Origin of the sequence: Roseibium aquae (assembly GCF_008711285.1) — a bacterium.
GTDB classification, from domain to species: Bacteria; Pseudomonadota; Alphaproteobacteria; order Rhizobiales; family Stappiaceae; genus Roseibium; species Roseibium aquae.
Window position 1 is genome coordinate 134260 of record NZ_VXDC01000001.1, and the last position, 17315, is coordinate 151574.

Below are 17315 nucleotides of genomic sequence, written 5' to 3' on the forward strand. Positions count from 1 at the left end.
GTGAATAAGAACCGGGCAGTATCAAGAAATGCGGAAATACTTCGGAACCGATGGGATTCGCGGACGGGCCAACACATCCCCCATGACAGCGGAAATGGCGTTGAAGGTGGGAATGGCAGCGGGGCTATCGTTCAAGAACGGCGGTCACCGGCACCGCGTGGTGATCGGGAAGGACACCCGGCTTTCCGGGTACATGCTCGAGAACGCTCTGGTCGCCGGTTTCACATCCGTGGGTATGGACGTCTTCTTGCTGGGCCCCATGCCGACGCCCGCTGTGGCCATGTTGACCCGGTCTCTTCGGTGCGACCTGGGGGTGATGATTTCAGCGTCCCACAATCCGTTTGAAGACAACGGAATCAAGTTCTTCGGCCCCGACGGCTTCAAGCTCAGCGACGAAATTGAATTGCAGATCGAAGGCCTTATGGAGGCTGATCTGAGTTCGCATTTGCCAGGTGCATCGGAGTTGGGCCGGGCCAAGCGGATCGACGGCGCGCAGCAGCGCTATATCGAGTTTGCCAAGCGAACCTTACCACGGGAGATGAGCCTTGAAGGCTTGCGGGTGGTCATCGATTGCGCGAACGGGGCGGCCTACAAGGTCGCGCCCGAAGCCTTGTGGGAACTCGGCGCCGAGGTGTTCTCGATCGGCGTCCAGCCGAACGGGTTCAACATCAATCAGGAATGCGGGTCGACATCCACGGCCGCATTGAGCCGCAAGGTTCATGAAGTCCGGGCTGATATCGGCATCGCTTTGGACGGAGATGCGGATCGCGTCATTATCGTGGACGAAAATGGTGCCACAATCGATGGGGATCAGCTCATGGCGGTCGTGGCGCAATCGTGGCAGTCCCAAGATCGGCTATCGGCCCCCGGCATTGTTGCGACCGTCATGTCAAATCTGGGTCTCGAGAGGTATCTGGACGGACTTGGGTTGGGCCTCGCGCGAACAAAGGTCGGCGATCGTTACGTGGTCGAGCGCATGCGGGCAGATGGATACAATGTCGGGGGAGAGCAGTCGGGCCATATCGTCTTGTCGGACTTTGCGACCACCGGAGATGGCCTTATTGCTGCTTTGCAGGTTTTGGCCTGCGTGAAGGATCAGGATCGCCCTGTTTCGGAAGTGTGCAAGCGTTTTGACCCGGTGCCGCAAATCCTGAAGAACGTCCGCTACAGTGGCGGCAAGCCTTTGGAGCTTGACGAGGTCAAGATGGCGATCAACGAGGGCGAAGCGCGGCTTGGCAATCAAGGGCGCCTTGTGATCCGGGCTTCGGGCACGGAACCGCTCATCCGCGTCATGGCAGAGGGCGATGATGCCGATCTTGTCAATCAGGTTGTCAATGATATCGCCGGTGTCGTGAAAAAGTCCGCGGCATAAGCGGCTGCCAGTGAATGGCATCCCCGACAGTCAAAGCAGAGATCGCAATATCTTACGGTTTCGTAAACGCTCGTTTCTCGTGTTCATAAATACTTAAGGTAAAAAAGCTCGGTTAAAGAATACGGTTAAGTGGTTCTTAATCAGTTTTCTGCATGTTCTGACAGTGACCCAGGTGCGCCCTGCTTCGCAGCGGACGCTCGATTTGGAGGACGAGAACATGGACAAGCTTTTCAAGAGACTGTCTTTGGTCGGCGTCGCGGTACTTCTGTCCACTGCGGGTAACGCTGCGGACCTGCCGCCGCCGATCATTGAACATATTCCCCACGTGCCGGCCGCAGCACCCGGCGGCTTCTACTTGCGTGGTGACATCGGCTACAAGATCTACGGTGATCCGTCGGGAAGTTTCAATGACCCGATCGTCGGTGACCTGCGTTTTCAGCGCGAGAGCGTCGACGACACGTGGATGGTTGGTCTTGGTGTCGGTTATAAATTCAACAGCTATCTGCGTACGGACTTGACAGTCGACTACGAGGCTCCGGCTCAGGTTAAGGGCTACGCACCCTGTTTCGGCTGTGTTGGCGGCTTTTCGACCGAGACGGCTGACATCGATGTCTGGACCGTCATGTTGAACGGTTATCTGGATATCGGGACCTGGAACAATATCACGCCGTATGTCGGCGGCGGTATTGGCGCGGCATGGGTCAACACCAGCGGCCAGACGTCCGTGAACCCGGGTGTTGGCGGGACAACCACCACCACTTACGATGGCTCGAACAGCGAATGGAATTTCGCCTGGGCGCTGATGGCGGGTGCGTCCTATGCCGTGACACCGAATTTCGCGATTGATGCGGGCTATCGCTACAAGGATCTTGGCGAGGCCAAGACCGTCCGTCTTCACGACGTGGGAACCGGCAGCACGCGGATCAAGTATGAAGACCTGACCGCACATGAATTCCGCCTCGGTGCGCGCTACACGTTCAATACGGCAGCGCCCGCACCGAGCTTCCTGCATTCCGGGCCGATTAGCAGCAATTTCTGACTTGGTTCGCGACTGAGCAATGACCAAAGGGCCGGCAACCGCCGGCCCTTTCCATTTGGAACTGGCGTTCATGTAAGGAGTATTTGACTGGCCGATTGGTCCGGCGTAGGTGTTTTGGCGGGCCACCCCTCCCCACCGAGGGGCAACTATCTGAAAGGGTAGTCTGATGATCGACCGCAATGCTCAGCCGGATGTTCGTCCGGCCAATCCCCATTTCTCGTCCGGACCGTGCTCGAAGCGCCCGGGTTGGACGCTTGAGGCTCTGAAGGACGCGCCCCTTGGCCGTTCTCACCGGGCAAGTCCCGGAAAGGCGAAACTTGCCGAAGCCATTGACCTGACCCGGTCCGTTTTGCAAGTGCCCGATGACTACCGCATTGGCATAGTCCCGGCCTCGGACACGGGGGCCGTCGAACTTGCCATGTGGTCGCTCCTTGGCGAGCGGGGCGTGGACATGCTGGCCTGGGAAAGTTTCGGCTCTGCTTGGGTCACCGATGTTGTCAAACAGCTGCGTTTGGAAAAAGCCCGTGTTTTGGAAGCGCCTTACGGACAACTGCCTGACCTGTCATCGGTGAATTTCGACCATGATGTGGTGTTCACCTGGAATGGAACCACCTCAGGGGTCCGGGTTCCGAATGCGGACTGGATCCCGGACAATCGGGCTGGTTTGACGATCTGTGACGCCACCTCCGCGGCCTTTGCACAGGCCTTGGATTTCTCCAAACTCGATGTCGTGACCTTCTCATGGCAAAAAGTCCTGGGTGGTGAAGCCGCCCATGGCATGCTGATTCTGAGCCCGCGGGCCGTGGAACGCCTGGAGACCTATACTCCGGCCTGGCCGCTTCCCAAGATTTTCCGGCTTACCAAAGGGGGCAAGCTGAACGAGGGCATCTTTCGCGGTGAAACGATCAACACGCCGTCCATGCTCTGCGTCGAAGACTATCTGGATGCCTTGAAATGGGCTGCAAGTATTGGCGGCTTGTCAGGGCTCATGAGCCGCGCGAACGAGGCATTGCGGATCCTGGAGACCTGGGTTGCTCAGACCCCTTGGGTGGATTTTCTCGCCGAAGATCCCGCCACCCGGTCTAACACCTCGGTGTGTTTGCGCGTCAGCGATCCGGACATCACCGGCTTGCCGGACGCGGATCAACTGGCCTTTTCAAAAGCCATGGTCCGCGCGCTTGAAGCCGAGGGCGTCGCATTCGACATCGGGTCCTACCGGGACGCGCCGGCCGGTTTGCGGATCTGGACCGGTGCGACGGTTGAGCCGTCCGATGTCGCGAAGCTGACCCCATGGCTCGACTGGGCCTTCACTCTTGCCAAGGCGAAACACGCCGAAGTGGCGTGACAAGGCCTTCTCCAGCATGTCAGTCGGCGGGCGGCGTGCGCGCTGCCCGTCCCGTTGCGTCAAGCGAACTGGGAGGGGTCGATGGCTCCGCGTGTATTGATTTCAGATAAATTGTCAGCTGCCGCCGTTCAGATTTTCGCGGACCGGGGCGTTGATGCGGATTTTCTGCCCGACATAGGGAAGGACAAGGCCCGGCTCCAGGAGATCATCGGCGGCTATGATGGCCTTGCGATCCGCTCTGCCACGAAAGTCACGGAAAAACTGATTGGAGCTGCCGGACGGCTCAAGGTCATCGGCCGCGCGGGGATCGGCGTGGACAATGTCGATATCAAGGCGGCAACCAGCCGCGGTATCATTGTGATGAACACCCCCTTTGGCAACGCCATCACCACCGCAGAACATGCACTGTCCATGATGATGGCCGCTATCCGGCAAATTCCGGCTGCCGATGCCTCTACCCAGGCAGGCAAGTGGGAAAAGTCGAAGTTCATCGGGAGGGAACTGACCGGCAAGACGCTGGGCTTGATCGGTTGCGGCAATATCGGGTCGATCGTCGCGGACCGGGCTTTGGGCCTGAAAATGAAAGTGATCGCCTATGATCCCTTCCTGACCCCTGAGCGTGCCATTTCTCTGGGGGTGGAAAAGGTGGAACTGGAGACACTGCTGGCGCGTGCCGATGTCATTTCCCTTCATACCCCTTTGACCGATAAAACACGAAACATCATCAACGATGAGACCCTTGCCGCGATGAAGCCGGGCGCCGTTCTGATCAATTGCGCGCGCGGCGGGTTGGCGGACGAGATGGCCGTTCGCGCGGCCCTGGATTCTGGAAAACTCGGGGCGGCTGCTTTTGACGTATTTGTGGAAGAGCCCGCCGAAACCAACCCGTTGTTCGGGGCGCCCAACTTTGTCGCCACCCCGCATCTGGGAGCATCCACCCTGGAGGCACAGGAAAATGTTGCGCTCCAGGTCGCGGAACAAATGTGCGACTATCTTCTTCATGGCGCTGTGACCAACGCGTTGAACATGCCTTCGATCTCGGCAGAAGAAGCGCCGAAGCTGGCGCCCTTTGTCCGGCTGGCCGAGCAACTGGGTCTGTTTGCTGGCCAACTTACCGAGAGCGGGATTGAAACGGTGCGGCTGGAATATGCCGGCGCGGTCGCCGAGTTGAAGACAGAAGCCCTGACGGCCGCCGCGCTCACGGGTCTGCTCACACCGTTGCTCCAGACTGTCAACATGGTATCCGCACCGGCGCTGGCGGCCGAACGCGGGCTTTCGGTTGAAGAGCTTCGCCGCGGGAAACGAGGCGCCTATGAAACGTATATTCGCCTGACCGTCGTAACGGAAAGACAAGAGCGCTCCGTGGCCGGCACCGTTTTCGCAGACGGCAAACCCCGGATTATCCAGGTAAAGGGCATCAATATGGAGGCCGAACTCGGCGCCCACATGCTCTACATTACCAATGAGGACAAGCCCGGTTTTATCGGGCATTTGGGCACGGAATTGGGCTCAGCCGGGGTGAACATTGCGACATTCAATCTGGGCCGCAGCGCGCCTGGGCAAGATGCGATCTGCCTGGTCGAGGTTGATGGCGAAGTGCCCCCGGATGTTATGGCCCGCTTGCAGGCTGTTTCGCATGTGAAGCAGGTCAAGGCCTTGCGGTTCTAGCTAGGTGGATCGCCAGGGTTTGCTCGCGACCAGCGAGACCGCCCTGCCGTCCAGAATGACCAACCCGGTGAGCAGCAGCACCAATCCAATCAAATGGCCGGTGTCTAGCTGCTCGCCGAGAAGAGTTGAGCCGAAAAAGATCGCGGTTCCCGGAACGATCAGCGTCACAAGCGAGGCATTGGTCGCGCCCGCTTCGGCAAGAAGCCTGAAATAGATGAGGTAGGCAGCGCCGGTAGCTACAATACCGAGTGCGAGTACATTCAACCAGGCGAGGCCGGAGACGGCAGCGGGGGACCAGGCTTGGGCCGCGAAAAGGGCAGGAACGACCAGCAAGAGACTCGATCCTGTCAGTTGTCCTGCTGCTGAAACGATTGGTTCCGAATTCCTGAAAGTCTTCGCGTAGGCTGCTGCAAAACCGTAGGACAAGGCTGCGCCAAGGCATGCAAGCTGGGCTGTAATAGGCGTGGAAACGAGGCCCATCAGGCTGTTGGACAGCATGAAGACAACACCGGCAAAACCGATCAAAACACCCGCTAAACGGTGCCATGCCGCTTGTTCCTGGGACAGCCACACGACGGCAATCACGTAGGTGAAGAGCGGCGTGGCGGCGTTCAAGATGGACGCAAGGCCCGCGCCGATCTGGGTTTGGCCCCAAAGGACAAGAGAAAACGGAACAGCATTGTTCAAAAAGCCCATGATCAAAAACGGCTTGAAGGTCTGCCAACTGACAGGGAAAGTCCGGCCGGTCAGTTTTAGCAATGCGTGAAGCATCAAGCACGCTGAGAACACGCGAAAGAAGGCGAGCGTGAAAGGCGGGATCTCGGCAACGGCTACCTTGCCGAACAAAAAAGAACCGCCCCAGATTGCGCCAAGGCCGATGAGCAGGAACCAATTGCGGATGGTCATTTCGGGTGTCCGTGCGTGGAAGCGTGTCAGATGAGTATCCAGTCGCCCAATATGGGAGGCGTCAGCCACCCGTTTTCCGATGTCGAACCTTGAAAGCTTCGACTGACCGGTGGCCTGGGTCCTCCTTTGGATGCCAAGACATTGCAAAAACGGGCTTATTCTTTTCCAAAGACATCAATGCAAAAACCCGGAACTATGGTCTCGCAAGTTGCCCGGCAAATGGCTATAGTCCGGCGCGTTTGCCCCGGACCGCGCGTTCGGGGTTTCCTGTGTTTGCGCAGCGTGTGCGCGGTCGGCCGCTTAGGAGGGCGTTTGAAGTAATGGCGAATGTGGTTGTTGTCGGGTCACAGTGGGGCGATGAAGGCAAGGGTAAGATCGTCGACTGGCTCTCCGAAAAAGCCGACGTCATCGTGCGCTTTCAAGGCGGGCACAATGCCGGTCACACACTGGTCATCGATGGGGTCAGCTACAAGCTGTCGCTTCTGCCGTCCGGGGTCGCGCGACCAGGCAAAATGTCGGTGATTGGCAATGGGGTTGTTCTGGATCCCCATGCGCTGGTTGATGAAATTGCCCGTTTGGGCAAACAGGGCGTTGTTGTCACGCCTGAAACGCTGCGTATTGCTGAAAACGCGACCTTGATCCTGTCTCTCCACCGGGAATTGGATGCCTTGCGCGAGAGCTCCAATACCGGCACCCGGATTGGCACCACCAAGCGCGGCATTGGCCCGGCTTACGAGGACAAGGTCGGACGGCGCGCCATTCGCCTGATGGATCTCAAAAACCTGACGACCCTGCCCGCAAAGATCGACCGGATGCTGGTGCATCACAACGCCTTGCGCCGGGGGCTTGGCCAGGATGAAATTTCCGCGCAAGCCATCTACGATGAATTGTCGAGTGTCGCCGCGCAGGTCCTTCCCTATATGGATTCGGTCTGGCGTTTCCTCGATCGCAGCCGCCGGGAAGGCAAACGAATCCTGTTTGAGGGCGCTCAGGGCGCTCTGCTGGACATTGATCACGGAACCTATCCGTTCGTGACCTCATCCAACACGGTGGCCGGTCAGGCGGCCACGGGCTGCGGCCTTGGCCCGAATTCCATCGATTACGTTTTGGGAATCACGAAGGCCTACACGACCCGTGTGGGGGAAGGCCCGTTTCCGACCGAGCAAAAAAATGAAATTGGGGAGTTTCTTGGCACCCGCGGGCACGAGTTTGGCACTGTCACCGGCCGCCGCCGGAGGTGTGGGTGGTTCGACGCCGTTCTCGTCCGGCAAACCGTCTGTACGTCCGGCATCAGCGGTATCGCGCTGACCAAACTGGACGTGCTGGACGGTCTGGAAGAAATCAAGATCTGCGTCGGCTACGAACTCGACGGCGAGCGGATTGACTACCTTCCTGCATCTCAAGGAGCTCAGGACCGGGTGGTTCCCATCTATGAAACGATGTCCGGGTGGCAGGAATCGACCGAAGGTGCCCGGTCTTGGGCGGAGTTGCCGGCACAGGCGGTCAAGTATGTCCGACATATCGAGGAACTGATCGGCGCGCCAGTGGCGCTGCTGTCGACCAGTCCAGAGCGCGACGACACGATTCTTGTGCAGAATCCGTTTCAGGATTGAGACATGTAGTGGATCGGTTCCAATACTGTTCAAGGGGCGAATCTGTCATGCGGGGATGCCCCACAACCGACCAAATCGTCCGGTACCGGTAAATACTTCCTCGCGGCAGGCGGGGGCGGGCGTTAAGAAATAGTATGTCGGGCTGGAACTTGGTATATGCCTGACAGCGGCGGACAAATGCGACTGGAAACGGGCTAACTGGACGGCCAACGGGCAAGGGAATGGCTGACTATTATTCGATTTTGAAAAGAACGATCGCCTCGCTGCCGGAAAGCAACGGCGCTGCCCGGCGGAGTGTGTACAGCAGGGCGCGAAATGCGATCGTGAATCAGCTGAAAGCCTATGAGCCCCCGCTTTCGCCCTCCGAGATTACGGCTGAGCAGCTGCGTCTGGAAGAAGCTATCCGCAAGGTTGAAGCTGAAGCGGCACGCGAAAGCCTGGGTCTTGGACCTTCGGTGAAAACCGCGCCTGCTTCTGGTCCGGCCGGGGTTTCCACTCCTCCAGCATCGGTTCCGCCCCAGGCCGCAGCGCCTGAAGCTTCCTCCCAGCTTTCCAGCGGATACGGTCAGGCGTCGGTGGCGCCTGATACGAACATCGGCGCTGGACGCGGTCCGTCTCAAGAACCGCCAGCGGCGCCTTACGTCGCGCCCGGCGCCACCGAGCCGCAGCCGTCCGGCGAACGCCAGGAACCTAGCGCCAGTGGAGAGGTTCCACCGGCGAGGGACGAACGGGAACCGGGTGAGCGCGTCGGCGCCGTTTCTAGCGGTGCGGTAGCGGGCAACCGCCGGTCTTTCGACGATCAACCGGAACAAGGTCTGCCGGAACCGCGTCAAGAGCCCGCGTTTTCCAGCCCTTCAGCCAGTGTTTCAGACGATGACGATAGCCTGTTCGTGGCCGAGACAAGCGCCGACGGCAATCCGATCAGGCCAGGGTCGATTGCGGCTGGGCAAGTGACCGATGCGGGCCGCAGGGGCGAGCGAAAGTCCCGGAAGCGCGCGGCGGAAGCCCTGTCGACGGCGCGCCGCCCAAGTATGCTGCACATGCTCTTGATCGCCGTTCTCATTCTGATCTTGGCCAGCATAGGGGGCGTAATTTATTCCCAACGCGATCTGATCGCCAGCCTCACAGGACCTTCGCAACCGGCAGAGCCTGAAGGGCAGGCCTCGGTGCCGGTTGACGATGTCTCGGATGCACCTGGTGAAGAGGCGAACGGCGCTCCGCAAAAGAACACAGCCCGGCTGCTGGACGGGAATGGCGAACCGCCGGTCGCGCCAGATGCGCGTAGCGTGACAACAACATTGATCACGCCGGGACAAACCGAAACCCGGCTTATCGAGCCCGATCCGCCTGTATCGCCGATCGATGTTCCGGCCACCCCTCCCGTGGAAACACCGCCACCCGCAGGGGATGACGGGTCCCTCGATGCGGCGACACCGAACGACCCGGCGTCTGCTGAAGGTCAACAGTTCGCCGCCGTTGCGCCGGAAACAGCAACTGCCCCGGGGCCGGATACGCCTTCGGCGCAAAGGTCCATTCTTTATGAAGAGGGCGCGGAGGCGAGCGGCGCGGGAACCGCCTCACAAGGCGCCGTTGTGTGGCGTTTGGAAGATGAAACCGCCCTCGATGGTCAGAAGCAGGTTGTGCTTGTCGCGGATGTCGAGATCCCGGAACGGAACGTGCGGGTCAACTTGCGGATCAAGCCGAATGACGACAATTCGCTCCCGGCCAGCCATCTGGTTGAAATCAAGTATGAACTTCCAAAGGAATTCGCGTCCGGAACGGTCGTGAACGTACCGGGTCTGGTGATGAAGCCGACGGAGGAAGCCCGGGGTGATGCCCTCCTGGGCGCATCGGTCAAGGTTTCAGAAGGATATTTCTGGATCGCGTTGTCCAGTCTGTCGAGCGAACAGGAGCGGAATCTCGGTTTGTTGCGCGAACGCGGCTGGATCGACATTCCAATGCTCTATACAAACGGCAAGCGAGGAATCCTGACCCTGGAGAAGGGGGCAACCGGATCCGACGCAGTGGAAAGAGCCATTGCGGCCTGGGCGGCAGGTTGAAGCACCGGGCGGTATCCCGGAAACTTGGAAAATATTACGGGCCCGAATAACGCGCAGCCGCGAATGCTTTCGATCATTTGCGATTTGCCGCGCATGGATCTGCTGCCAAACAAAGCGATTAAATGTGTTTTGAGTTCGGTGGGCGTCCCCTGGATCATCTCCTGAGAGGGTTCAATCGCCCCGCGATCGTTCGCATCCGGACAAGACGTTCTACCACTTTAAAACTGCGAGCGTTTTTCACGGGTAGTTTTGAGTGTGCCGCGTCAACCGGACCGAGGATTGCGCCACTCCGCCTCCATGAAAATCATGGTGGTCACGTCTTGCCTTTTTTCTCCCGCCGGGGCATGGTCGGCCCCGGTCCGAGGGGTGTTCCAGAACCGGAACTGAGATGGCAAGCGCCGAACCCTTAGAACCTGATCCGGGTCATGCCGGCGAAGGGACGGAATTACCTTTAGCCTATCCCGGATCTCCAGTGTCATTTTCGGTTGTTCCGAAGACGGGAGATCCTTGCGTGTTTGAAAACTCGGCGCTCGCGAGCGCTTCACCCCTCTTGGCCCGAACATTTCGCGGCCCTTTCACCGCAATCGGATTGTCGGTACTCAAACGGCTGGCGCGGTTCCTGGCGGGCCTCGGCATCTTCCTGGTTCTTTGGCACTCCCTTGTGACGGTTCTGGATATTCCGCCGTTTATGCTGCCCGGACCCTTGAAGGTCGCCGAGGCGTTTCAGGCCCGTGGGGCCTTCCTGCTCGAGCATGCCGCCATCACCGCTTCAGAAACCCTTCTGGGCTTCTTCTTTGGTGTGCTGGCCGGCACATCCATCGCGTTGATCATGTGGCTTTTTCCACTGGCCCGGCGGGGACTGTTGCCGGTTGTGCTGGTGACCCAGGCCCTGCCTGTGTTCGCGATTGCCCCCATTCTCGTGCTTTGGCTGGGCTTTGGGCTCGCGTCCAAGGTCGTTATGGCGGTTCTGGTAATTTTCTTCGCCGTGACCTCGACCTTCTATGACGGACTGCGCCGAGCAGATCCGGGATACACCGATCTGGCACGCCTTTATCGGGTAGGACGGTTGAAGGAGCTCATCTACTTCCGGTTCCCTGCGGCTCTCCCGGCCTTGGCGTCCGGCGTCAGGATCGCGGCCGTTTTTGCGCCGATCGGCGCCATTGTGGGGGAATGGGTTGGGGCCAAGGGCGGCCTCGCGTTCATTATGCTGCAGAGCAATGCGCGGATGCAAACCGACGTGATGTTCGCCGCCCTGATCTTGTTAGCCCTGATGGTTCTGGCGCTGCGCTATTCGGTCGAATGGGCAGCCAGAGCCATGGTGCCCTGGCAAGCCGAAGACTGATTTCCCAAACACAAAAAGGAGACTTCCATGAAAAGACGCGTGATCGCGGGGCTTTTTGCCATTGCGGCGCTGCTGGCGGTGCCCGCGCAAGCACAGGACAAGCTGACGGTGCTGCTCGACTGGTTCACCAACCCGGACCATGCGCCAATCGTTGTCGCCCAGCAAAAGGGGTTCTTCGCGGCCGAAGGTCTGGACGTTGAGCTGATCGAGCCGGCTGACCCGGCCATGCCGCCAAAACTCGTGGCTGCCGGGCAGGGGGATATCGCTGTATCCTATCAGCCGACGCTTCATGCGCAAATCGAAGAAGGCTTGCCGCTGAAGTGGATTGGCACGCTCGTCGCGACCCCTCTCAACTCGCTCATTGTTCTGGAAGATGGACCGATCAAGGCGTTGGAAGACTTGAAGGGCAAAACGATCGGCTTCTCGGTATCCGGGTTTGAAGACGTGATGCTCAATCAGATGCTGAAATCGGTGGGCTTGAGCATCAAGGACGTGGAGCTGATCAATGTCAATTTTGCCCTGTCGCCGTCCTTGATGTCCGGCCAGGTCGATGCCGTTATCGGGGCCTACCGCAATTTCGAACTCACGCAAATCGAGATCGAAGGCAAGACCGGCAAGGCCTTCTTTCCCGAAGAACATGGTGTGCCCGTCTTCGACGAATTGATCTATGTCGTCCATAAAGACCGGACCGATGATGCCCGCTTTGCCCGCTTCATGGCGGCAATAGAAGCGGCCACCGTCTATCTGATCAACCATCCGGATGAGGCTTGGGAAGCATTTATCGCGGCTTATCCAAGCCTTGACGACGAGCTCAACCGCCGGGCATGGGCGGATACGCTTCCCCGGTTCGCCAAGCGGCCCTCCGCCTTGGATCAGGGCCGGTATCAGCGCTTTGCCGAATTCATGGCAGAAAACGGATTGCTGGAAACGGTCCCGCCGGTAGACAGCTACACCGCCGAGCTGCGTTAGGCCGGATCAAAACAAACACCGCCGGGCATGACCCGGCGGTGTTTGGTGTCGGATTGATGGCCATTTAATGCGGCCCGATTTATGCGGCGGGCAGTTCGCGGCTCCGCGCGGCTGTTTTCACGGCCTTTTGGACCTTTTCGAAAGCCCGCACTTCGATTTGACGCACGCGCTCACGGCTGACGCCGAACTCGGTCGAAAGGTCCTCCAGGGTCATGGGATCCTCCGCGAGACGGCGGGCCTCGAAAATACGGCGCTCACGCTCATTCAGAACCCCCATCGCGTCGCCCAGCATCTGGCGCCTTTGATCAAGTTCTTCCTGATTGGCCAGCATCGTCTCCTGGCTCTCGCTCTCGTCGACCAGCCAGTCCTGCCATTCGCCGGCATCGGCTTCGGCACGAACGGGGGCGTTCAAGCTCGCATCCCCGCCCAACCGGCGGTTCATGGACACCACTTCTTCCGGTAAAACTCCGAGTTTCGTGGCGATCTCATTTACCTGCTCGGGCTTCAGATCGCCCTCATCCAACGCTTGGATTTTGCCTTTCAGGCGGCGCAAATTGAAAAAAAGACGCTTCTGGTTTGCGGTCGTGCCCATTTTGACGAGCGACCAGGACCGAAGGATGTATTCCTGAATAGCCGCCTTGATCCACCACATCGCATAGGTGGCAAGACGGAACCCCTTGTCCGGCTCGAAACGCTTGACCGCTTGCATCAGGCCGACATTGCCTTCGGACACAACCTCGCCGATGGGCAGACCATATCCGCGGTATCCCATCGCAATCTTGGCAACGAGGCGTAAATGCGACGTCACCAGCCGTTCGGCCGCCTCGGGATCTTCATGCTCTTTGTAGCGCTTGGCGAGCATGTACTCTTCCTGCGGCTGGAGCATCGGAAATTTACGGATTTCGTCCAGATAGCGGCTCAGGCCGCCTTCTCCGGACGTTAGCATCGGTACATTCTGGGCCATAAATGCGCCCCCTTTCTCCCAAGTCTTGCGTTCCCTCCCGGCGATGCCGTGGAGCGTCCACAGTCACCCCGCTTGGTAGAGGCAAACGCATTTCTTCCAGCGTCCGTGATCGGCACGCCGAAATTTAATATAGGTAGAAATATGCCATTTGCATGGCGCCGAAGTGGAATCAGAATCTAAAAATGGCGAAAACCCGATAAAAGGTCATTAAAATCAGATGGGTAGGGACTTTCGAACCTGAGAGTTTCTCCGGTGACCGGATGGGCAAATGCCAAAAGGCCGGCATGGAGCGCCTGCCGCGAAAACCGCTCGACGCGGTCCTTGAGATGGGGCGGCAGCCGATTGGCCTTGGTCTTGAACCCTGTCCCGTAATCCTGGTCGCCAATCAAGGGGTGCCCGATATGCGCCATATGAACACGGATCTGGTGAGTGCGACCGGTCTCCAGGCGGCATTCGACAAGGGCGGCAACGGATGGATCCTGCGCCGGGCCGAAGCGTTCTTTCACCTGCCAATGGGTCACCGCATGGCGGCCGCTGGTTTTGACCACCGCGATCTTCTGCCGGTTGGCTTGTGATCGGGCAAGATTGGCGTTGATCGTTCCCTTCAAACTTTGAGGCGCGCCCCAGACCAGCGCAGAGTAGGCGCGCTCCAGAGGGCCTGTCTTGCCATGATCCGCAAATTGCGCGGCCAGGCCCTGGTGTGCCTCGTCTGACTTCGCAACAACCAGAAGACCGCTTGTGTCCTTGTCGATGCGGTGGACAATTCCGGGCCGTTTGACGCCGCCGATCCCCGACAGGCTGTCGCCGCAATGGTGGAGAAGCGCGTTGACCAGCGTCCCCGTCCAGTTCCCGGCGCCGGGATGCACCACCAATCCGGCGGGTTTGTCCACGACGATGAGGTGAGCGTCTTCGAAGACAACCGTAATGGGGATGGCTTCCGCTTCCGGATCCGCATCAACCGGCTCAGGCAGAGTGATCGCGATCTCCCACCCTTCATTGACCCGGTGTTTGGGCTCCACTATCTTCCGGCCGTCAACGGTGACTTCACCGCTTTTGATCAGCGTTTGGATGCGATTGCGGCTGAGCGTTGGGATATGGGCGGCCAACACGGCATCAAGACGCTTTCCGTGGTCGTCTGCGGCAATCCTCAAATCGTATTGCAGATCCGGATCTGTCGGATTCTGCTCACTGGTGTATGACATGACAAATCCCAAACTGCGCGACGATGAGCTTGACGAGGCTCCTCTCGATCCGGCGGCCCAGCGTCTGCAAGTTAAATTGCGCCGCCTTCTGCTTGGATCATCGCTGATCATGTTTCTTGGCTTCGTCGCCGTCTTCGCAGCAATTATCTATAAGATCAATGAGCCAAGTGACGATGAAGGCGTGATCTTCGCCGAAACGATCGTTCTTCCCGAACCCCTGGACATTCGAAGCGTCAATCTGTCGGATGGGGTTCTGACGCTTGTCGGAGGGCAAGGGGGAGCGACAGTGCTTGTCTTTGTGGATGCGCAATCTGGCGAAGTGCTTGGAACCTCCCGTGTGTTGAGCAGATAGTCGCATCCGGCTAGCGGGCGCGGCCGCTTGTAAGCCGGGTTATTAACAGGTGCCGGAATTTTTGTTGCCTGGTGGCCTTGCGCAGTCTGCGTCGGCGCCTTATACCGCCGGGTATCAGCACTTCGGTGCTGCACCGCGCGCCCATCGTCTAGCGGTCTAGGACGCCGCCCTTTCACGGCGGAAACACGGGTTCGAGTCCCGTTGGGCGTGCCACTTCTTCCAACAAGCCAATTGCAGTCTTTTCTGGTAATGACCTGCCTCCGCGGATCTGTCGGGCGCATGTCCTGTGCAACCCGATCCGGACAGAAGTTCATTTTGCGCGAGATGCGACGGCAATTTGATCCGTGTCCGTTTCAAGCAATGTGACATCGTGTTCCCTGGCGATTTGTGCCATTTGCCGGGATGGGCATTTATCCGTCACGAATGTTGTCACTTGGGAAAGATGCCCCACCCGAACCGGGGCAGTGCGCTCGAACTTGGTACTGTCGGCCACCAGCACAACATGCCGGGCGTTCTGCATGATGGTTTGGGTTACCCGCACCTCCCGGTAGTCATAGTCGAGCAAGGATCCGTCCGGATCGATGGCGGATGCCCCGATGATCGCGAAATCGACCTTGAATTGGGCCATGAAATCGACCGCTTGTTCGCCGACGATGCCGCCGTCCGCATGGCGAAGCACGCCTCCGGCAATCACAACCTCGATCTGGCTGTAGCCCCGCAGGAGACTGGCCACGTTGATATTGTTGGTAATGACCATCAGGCCGCTGTGCTGAAGAAGCGCCTGGGCTACAGCCTCGGTCGTCGTGCCGATATTGATGAACAGGGAGGCATTGTCGGGGATCAATGCAGCCGCCCGGGCCGCAATGTCCGCTTTTTCCCGGCTCGAGATAATCCGCCTTGCCTCGTATCCGACGTTTTGCACACCGGATGACAGAAGGGCGCCGCCATGGGTGCGCGCTAAAAGCCGGCGTTCACACAATTCGTTGAGATCTTTTCTGATGGTCTGGGGGCTGACCTCGAACCGTCTTGCCAGATCGTCAACCGTGACCCGGCCGTTTTGCCGGGCAATTTCCAATATCGCATTGTGGCGCGCGATGAGCATTGCGGGTTGCTTTCGTTTCCTACCAAAGGCGAAGGGTTAAATCACCCTAAACAGCCTGGTCATGCAACACCCATCTTTTTCGCCGGCTGGCTGGGAGAGGTTTGTTTGGTCTTGCGTTTTGGCGCTGCCGGGTCCGTTTTCTCACCTTTTTCCCTGGCCGAAACGCTCGCTGTCTGGTCTGCGGCTGAGCCGGTGACTGCACCCCGCTGGGCATTGACAACCCGGCGGACCAGATCTCTTGCCGCCGATGGGACGGGATGGGTGTCTGCCGGAACTTCGGCGGCCTTTTGACCCTGCTTGTTTGGAACGTCCACCCCCTGTTCGGCACCGACCTGCCCCCGGCGGGGTGTCTTGGATTTGCCGGGTTTTGCGGTCCCTGCCATGTCCGAATTTTTGTTAGCCGTGCCCGCTTTCGCATTTGCCGAGGATTTGGATGCCAGGATGGCCTGGACGATTTCATGCAACTCTTTGCGCATGTCCGCGAGCAGCGGCTGGTTCAGGTCGCGCTGTAGTTGCTGAAGCTTGGTGCGCGCACGGGCGAGCGTCCTGTCCCGGTCGTGAAGCTCCGCTTTGAGACGCGCGCGATCGGCCTGAATGGCCCGCAGTTCATTGTCCGTGTGCTCGCTCTGGCCGGCGCGGGCCCCACTGGTAAAGTCCAGTTGCGCGGTCAGGCGGGTGACATCGCTCTGTGCGGATATGTACTTTGCTTCGCTGTCAATCAATTGGCGCTCTAGGTTGGCGATGATGGCGCGTTCGTTGCCTTGATCGAGTTCCGGACGAAGCAACACGCTGCTCGCAGCCCGAGTCTCCGCTTCGGCAAGCCGTGTCTTGAGGACCGCGATTTCCCTCTCCAGACTGGAAACCGTCGATGCAGCTGCCATGTCATCAGGTGGAAGCCAGCCGAGTTTCGCGTCGCGCTCGCGCCGCAAACCTTCCGCTTCATTGCGAACAGCGGCGAGCGTTCGCTCCATGCTTTCAATGCGCGCCTTTGCGGTTTCCAGGTCTTGTCGCACAGCCTTCGCGGCTTCGATCTTCGCATTCGCGACATCAAGTTCCGTCCGGAGGGACACCAAGTCTGCGGCGTGGGCCTCTTGCAGATTGACGAGCTGAGCCTGCAATTCGCCCGACTGCCTCTTCTGCGCAGTCAGTGCGTCGCGCTCTGTTTCAAGCCGCCGCTCGAGCCGTCTGAATTCGACCGCGTGCCGCGCCAGGGCCTGGTCCTGGGCGGCGCGGACTTCCGCGTAGGTGGACGGATTGGTTGCATCTATCGCTTCTTTGGTGAGCCGGACAGCGCGTTTATAGAAAGCGGGAAAGACCGCAAGACTCAGCAGACCTGATACGCAGAATCCCAACACGATGTACATCGCTGCTTCGATCAAGG

At 59.1% G+C, this 17315-nt stretch carries 14 protein-coding genes, 1 tRNA gene and 1 riboswitch; of the genes, 10 read left to right on the forward strand and 5 right to left on the reverse strand.

Going from position 1 to position 17315, the window contains the following annotated elements; all coding sequences use genetic code 11:
- The first annotated feature begins 28 nt into the window (after positions 1-28).
- The 4 genes from glmM to serA all read left to right on the forward strand — a co-directional run bounded on the left by glmM (position 29) and on the right by serA (position 5424).
- Positions 29-1372, forward strand: coding sequence for a phosphoglucosamine mutase (glmM, locus tag F0184_RS00620; protein WP_150493409.1), 1344 nt, complete (start codon positions 29-31; stop codon positions 1370-1372).
- A 217-nt stretch (positions 1373-1589) separates the two neighbouring features.
- On the forward strand, positions 1590-2411 hold the full coding sequence (locus F0184_RS00625) for an outer membrane protein (protein ID WP_150493411.1): 822 nt from the start codon (positions 1590-1592) through the stop codon (positions 2409-2411).
- 166 nt (positions 2412-2577) lie between these two features.
- Positions 2578-3756: a phosphoserine transaminase gene (locus F0184_RS00630; protein WP_172971928.1), complete on the forward strand. Its 1179-nt coding sequence runs from the start codon at positions 2578-2580 to the stop codon at positions 3754-3756.
- Positions 3757-3837: 81 nt separating this feature from the next.
- Positions 3838-5424 carry a phosphoglycerate dehydrogenase gene (gene serA / locus F0184_RS00635; protein ID WP_150493413.1) on the forward strand — a complete coding sequence of 529 codons (1587 nt, stop codon included), beginning with the start codon at positions 3838-3840 and terminating at the stop codon, positions 5422-5424.
- On the opposite strand, the gene F0184_RS00640 is transcribed toward serA, so the two are convergent.
- A complete protein-coding gene (locus F0184_RS00640) occupies positions 5425-6330 on the reverse strand; it encodes a DMT family transporter (protein ID WP_150493415.1) in 906 nt (301 codons plus the stop codon).
- 320 nt (positions 6331-6650) lie between these two features.
- On the opposite strand from F0184_RS00640, the gene F0184_RS00645 reads away from it, so the two are divergent.
- From F0184_RS00645 to F0184_RS00660, 4 genes are all read left to right on the forward strand, one after another.
- Entirely contained in the window at positions 6651-7943 is a 1293-nt protein-coding gene (locus F0184_RS00645) for an adenylosuccinate synthase (RefSeq protein ID WP_150493417.1), read from the forward strand.
- 221 nt (positions 7944-8164) lie between these two features.
- Positions 8165-10003, forward strand: a complete 1839-nt coding sequence (locus F0184_RS00650; protein ID WP_150493419.1) for a hypothetical protein — start codon at positions 8165-8167, stop codon at positions 10001-10003.
- 352 nt (positions 10004-10355) lie between these two features.
- A riboswitch (TPP riboswitch) is annotated at positions 10356-10460 on the forward strand.
- 231 nt (positions 10461-10691) lie between these two features.
- Positions 10692-11345: an ABC transporter permease gene (locus F0184_RS00655; protein ID WP_150494564.1), complete on the forward strand. Its 654-nt coding sequence runs from the start codon at positions 10692-10694 to the stop codon at positions 11343-11345.
- Between the two features lie 27 nt (positions 11346-11372).
- Positions 11373-12314 (forward strand): ABC transporter substrate-binding protein, encoded by a 942-nt coding sequence (locus tag F0184_RS00660; RefSeq protein ID WP_150493421.1) that lies wholly within the window; start codon positions 11373-11375, stop codon positions 12312-12314.
- A gap of 79 nt (positions 12315-12393) precedes the next feature.
- Here F0184_RS00660 and rpoH read toward each other — a convergent pair whose 3' ends face one another.
- Both rpoH and F0184_RS00670 read right to left on the reverse strand, forming a co-directional pair.
- Positions 12394-13278 carry an RNA polymerase sigma factor RpoH gene (gene rpoH, locus F0184_RS00665; protein ID WP_150493423.1) on the reverse strand — a complete coding sequence of 295 codons (885 nt, stop codon included), beginning with the start codon at positions 13276-13278 and terminating at the stop codon, positions 12394-12396.
- 176 nt (positions 13279-13454) lie between these two features.
- Entirely contained in the window at positions 13455-14480 is a 1026-nt protein-coding gene (locus F0184_RS00670) for an RluA family pseudouridine synthase (protein WP_150493425.1), read from the reverse strand.
- Between F0184_RS00670 and F0184_RS00675 the strand changes: the two genes are divergently transcribed.
- Both F0184_RS00675 and F0184_RS00680 read left to right on the forward strand, forming a co-directional pair.
- Complete coding sequence (locus F0184_RS00675) at positions 14479-14832, forward strand: DUF6476 family protein (RefSeq protein WP_150493427.1); 354 nt, start codon at positions 14479-14481, stop codon at positions 14830-14832. The two genes, F0184_RS00670 and F0184_RS00675, sit on opposite strands and share 2 nt — an antisense overlap.
- Positions 14833-14969: 137 nt before the next feature.
- Positions 14970-15045, forward strand: a tRNA-Glu gene (locus F0184_RS00680).
- A 97-nt stretch (positions 15046-15142) separates the two neighbouring features.
- On the opposite strand, the gene F0184_RS00685 is transcribed toward F0184_RS00680, so the two are convergent.
- Entirely contained in the window at positions 15143-15934 is a 792-nt protein-coding gene (locus tag F0184_RS00685) for a DeoR/GlpR family DNA-binding transcription regulator (protein WP_150493429.1), read from the reverse strand.
- Between the two features lie 59 nt (positions 15935-15993).
- A complete protein-coding gene (locus tag F0184_RS00690; protein ID WP_150493431.1) occupies positions 15994-17313 on the reverse strand; it encodes a coiled-coil domain-containing protein in 1320 nt (439 codons plus the stop codon).
- Between the last annotated feature and the right edge of the window lie 2 nt (positions 17314-17315).

Excerpts from the sequence above, each read along its gene's own strand:
- glmM (WP_150493409.1), top strand. The coding sequence starts at position 29 with ATGCGGAAATACTTCGGAACCGATGGGATTCGCGGACGGGCCAACACA.
- F0184_RS00625 (WP_150493411.1), top strand. The coding sequence starts at position 1,590 with ATGGACAAGCTTTTCAAGAGACTGTCTTTGGTCGGCGTCGCGGTACTT.
- F0184_RS00630 (WP_172971928.1), top strand. The coding sequence starts at position 2,578 with ATGATCGACCGCAATGCTCAGCCGGATGTTCGTCCGGCCAATCCCCAT.
- serA (WP_150493413.1), top strand. The coding sequence starts at position 3,838 with ATGGCTCCGCGTGTATTGATTTCAGATAAATTGTCAGCTGCCGCCGTT.
- F0184_RS00640 (WP_150493415.1), bottom strand. The coding sequence starts at position 6,330 with ATGACCATCCGCAATTGGTTCCTGCTCATCGGCCTTGGCGCAATCTGG.
- F0184_RS00645 (WP_150493417.1), top strand. The coding sequence starts at position 6,651 with ATGGCGAATGTGGTTGTTGTCGGGTCACAGTGGGGCGATGAAGGCAAG.
- F0184_RS00650 (WP_150493419.1), top strand. The coding sequence starts at position 8,165 with ATGGCTGACTATTATTCGATTTTGAAAAGAACGATCGCCTCGCTGCCG.
- F0184_RS00655 (WP_150494564.1), top strand. The coding sequence starts at position 10,692 with ATGCTGCCCGGACCCTTGAAGGTCGCCGAGGCGTTTCAGGCCCGTGGG.
- F0184_RS00660 (WP_150493421.1), top strand. The coding sequence starts at position 11,373 with ATGAAAAGACGCGTGATCGCGGGGCTTTTTGCCATTGCGGCGCTGCTG.
- rpoH (WP_150493423.1), bottom strand. The coding sequence starts at position 13,278 with ATGGCCCAGAATGTACCGATGCTAACGTCCGGAGAAGGCGGCCTGAGC.
- F0184_RS00675 (WP_150493427.1), top strand. The coding sequence starts at position 14,479 with ATGACAAATCCCAAACTGCGCGACGATGAGCTTGACGAGGCTCCTCTC.
- F0184_RS00670 (WP_150493425.1), bottom strand. The coding sequence starts at position 14,480 with ATGTCATACACCAGTGAGCAGAATCCGACAGATCCGGATCTGCAATAC.
- F0184_RS00685 (WP_150493429.1), bottom strand. The coding sequence starts at position 15,934 with ATGCTCATCGCGCGCCACAATGCGATATTGGAAATTGCCCGGCAAAAC.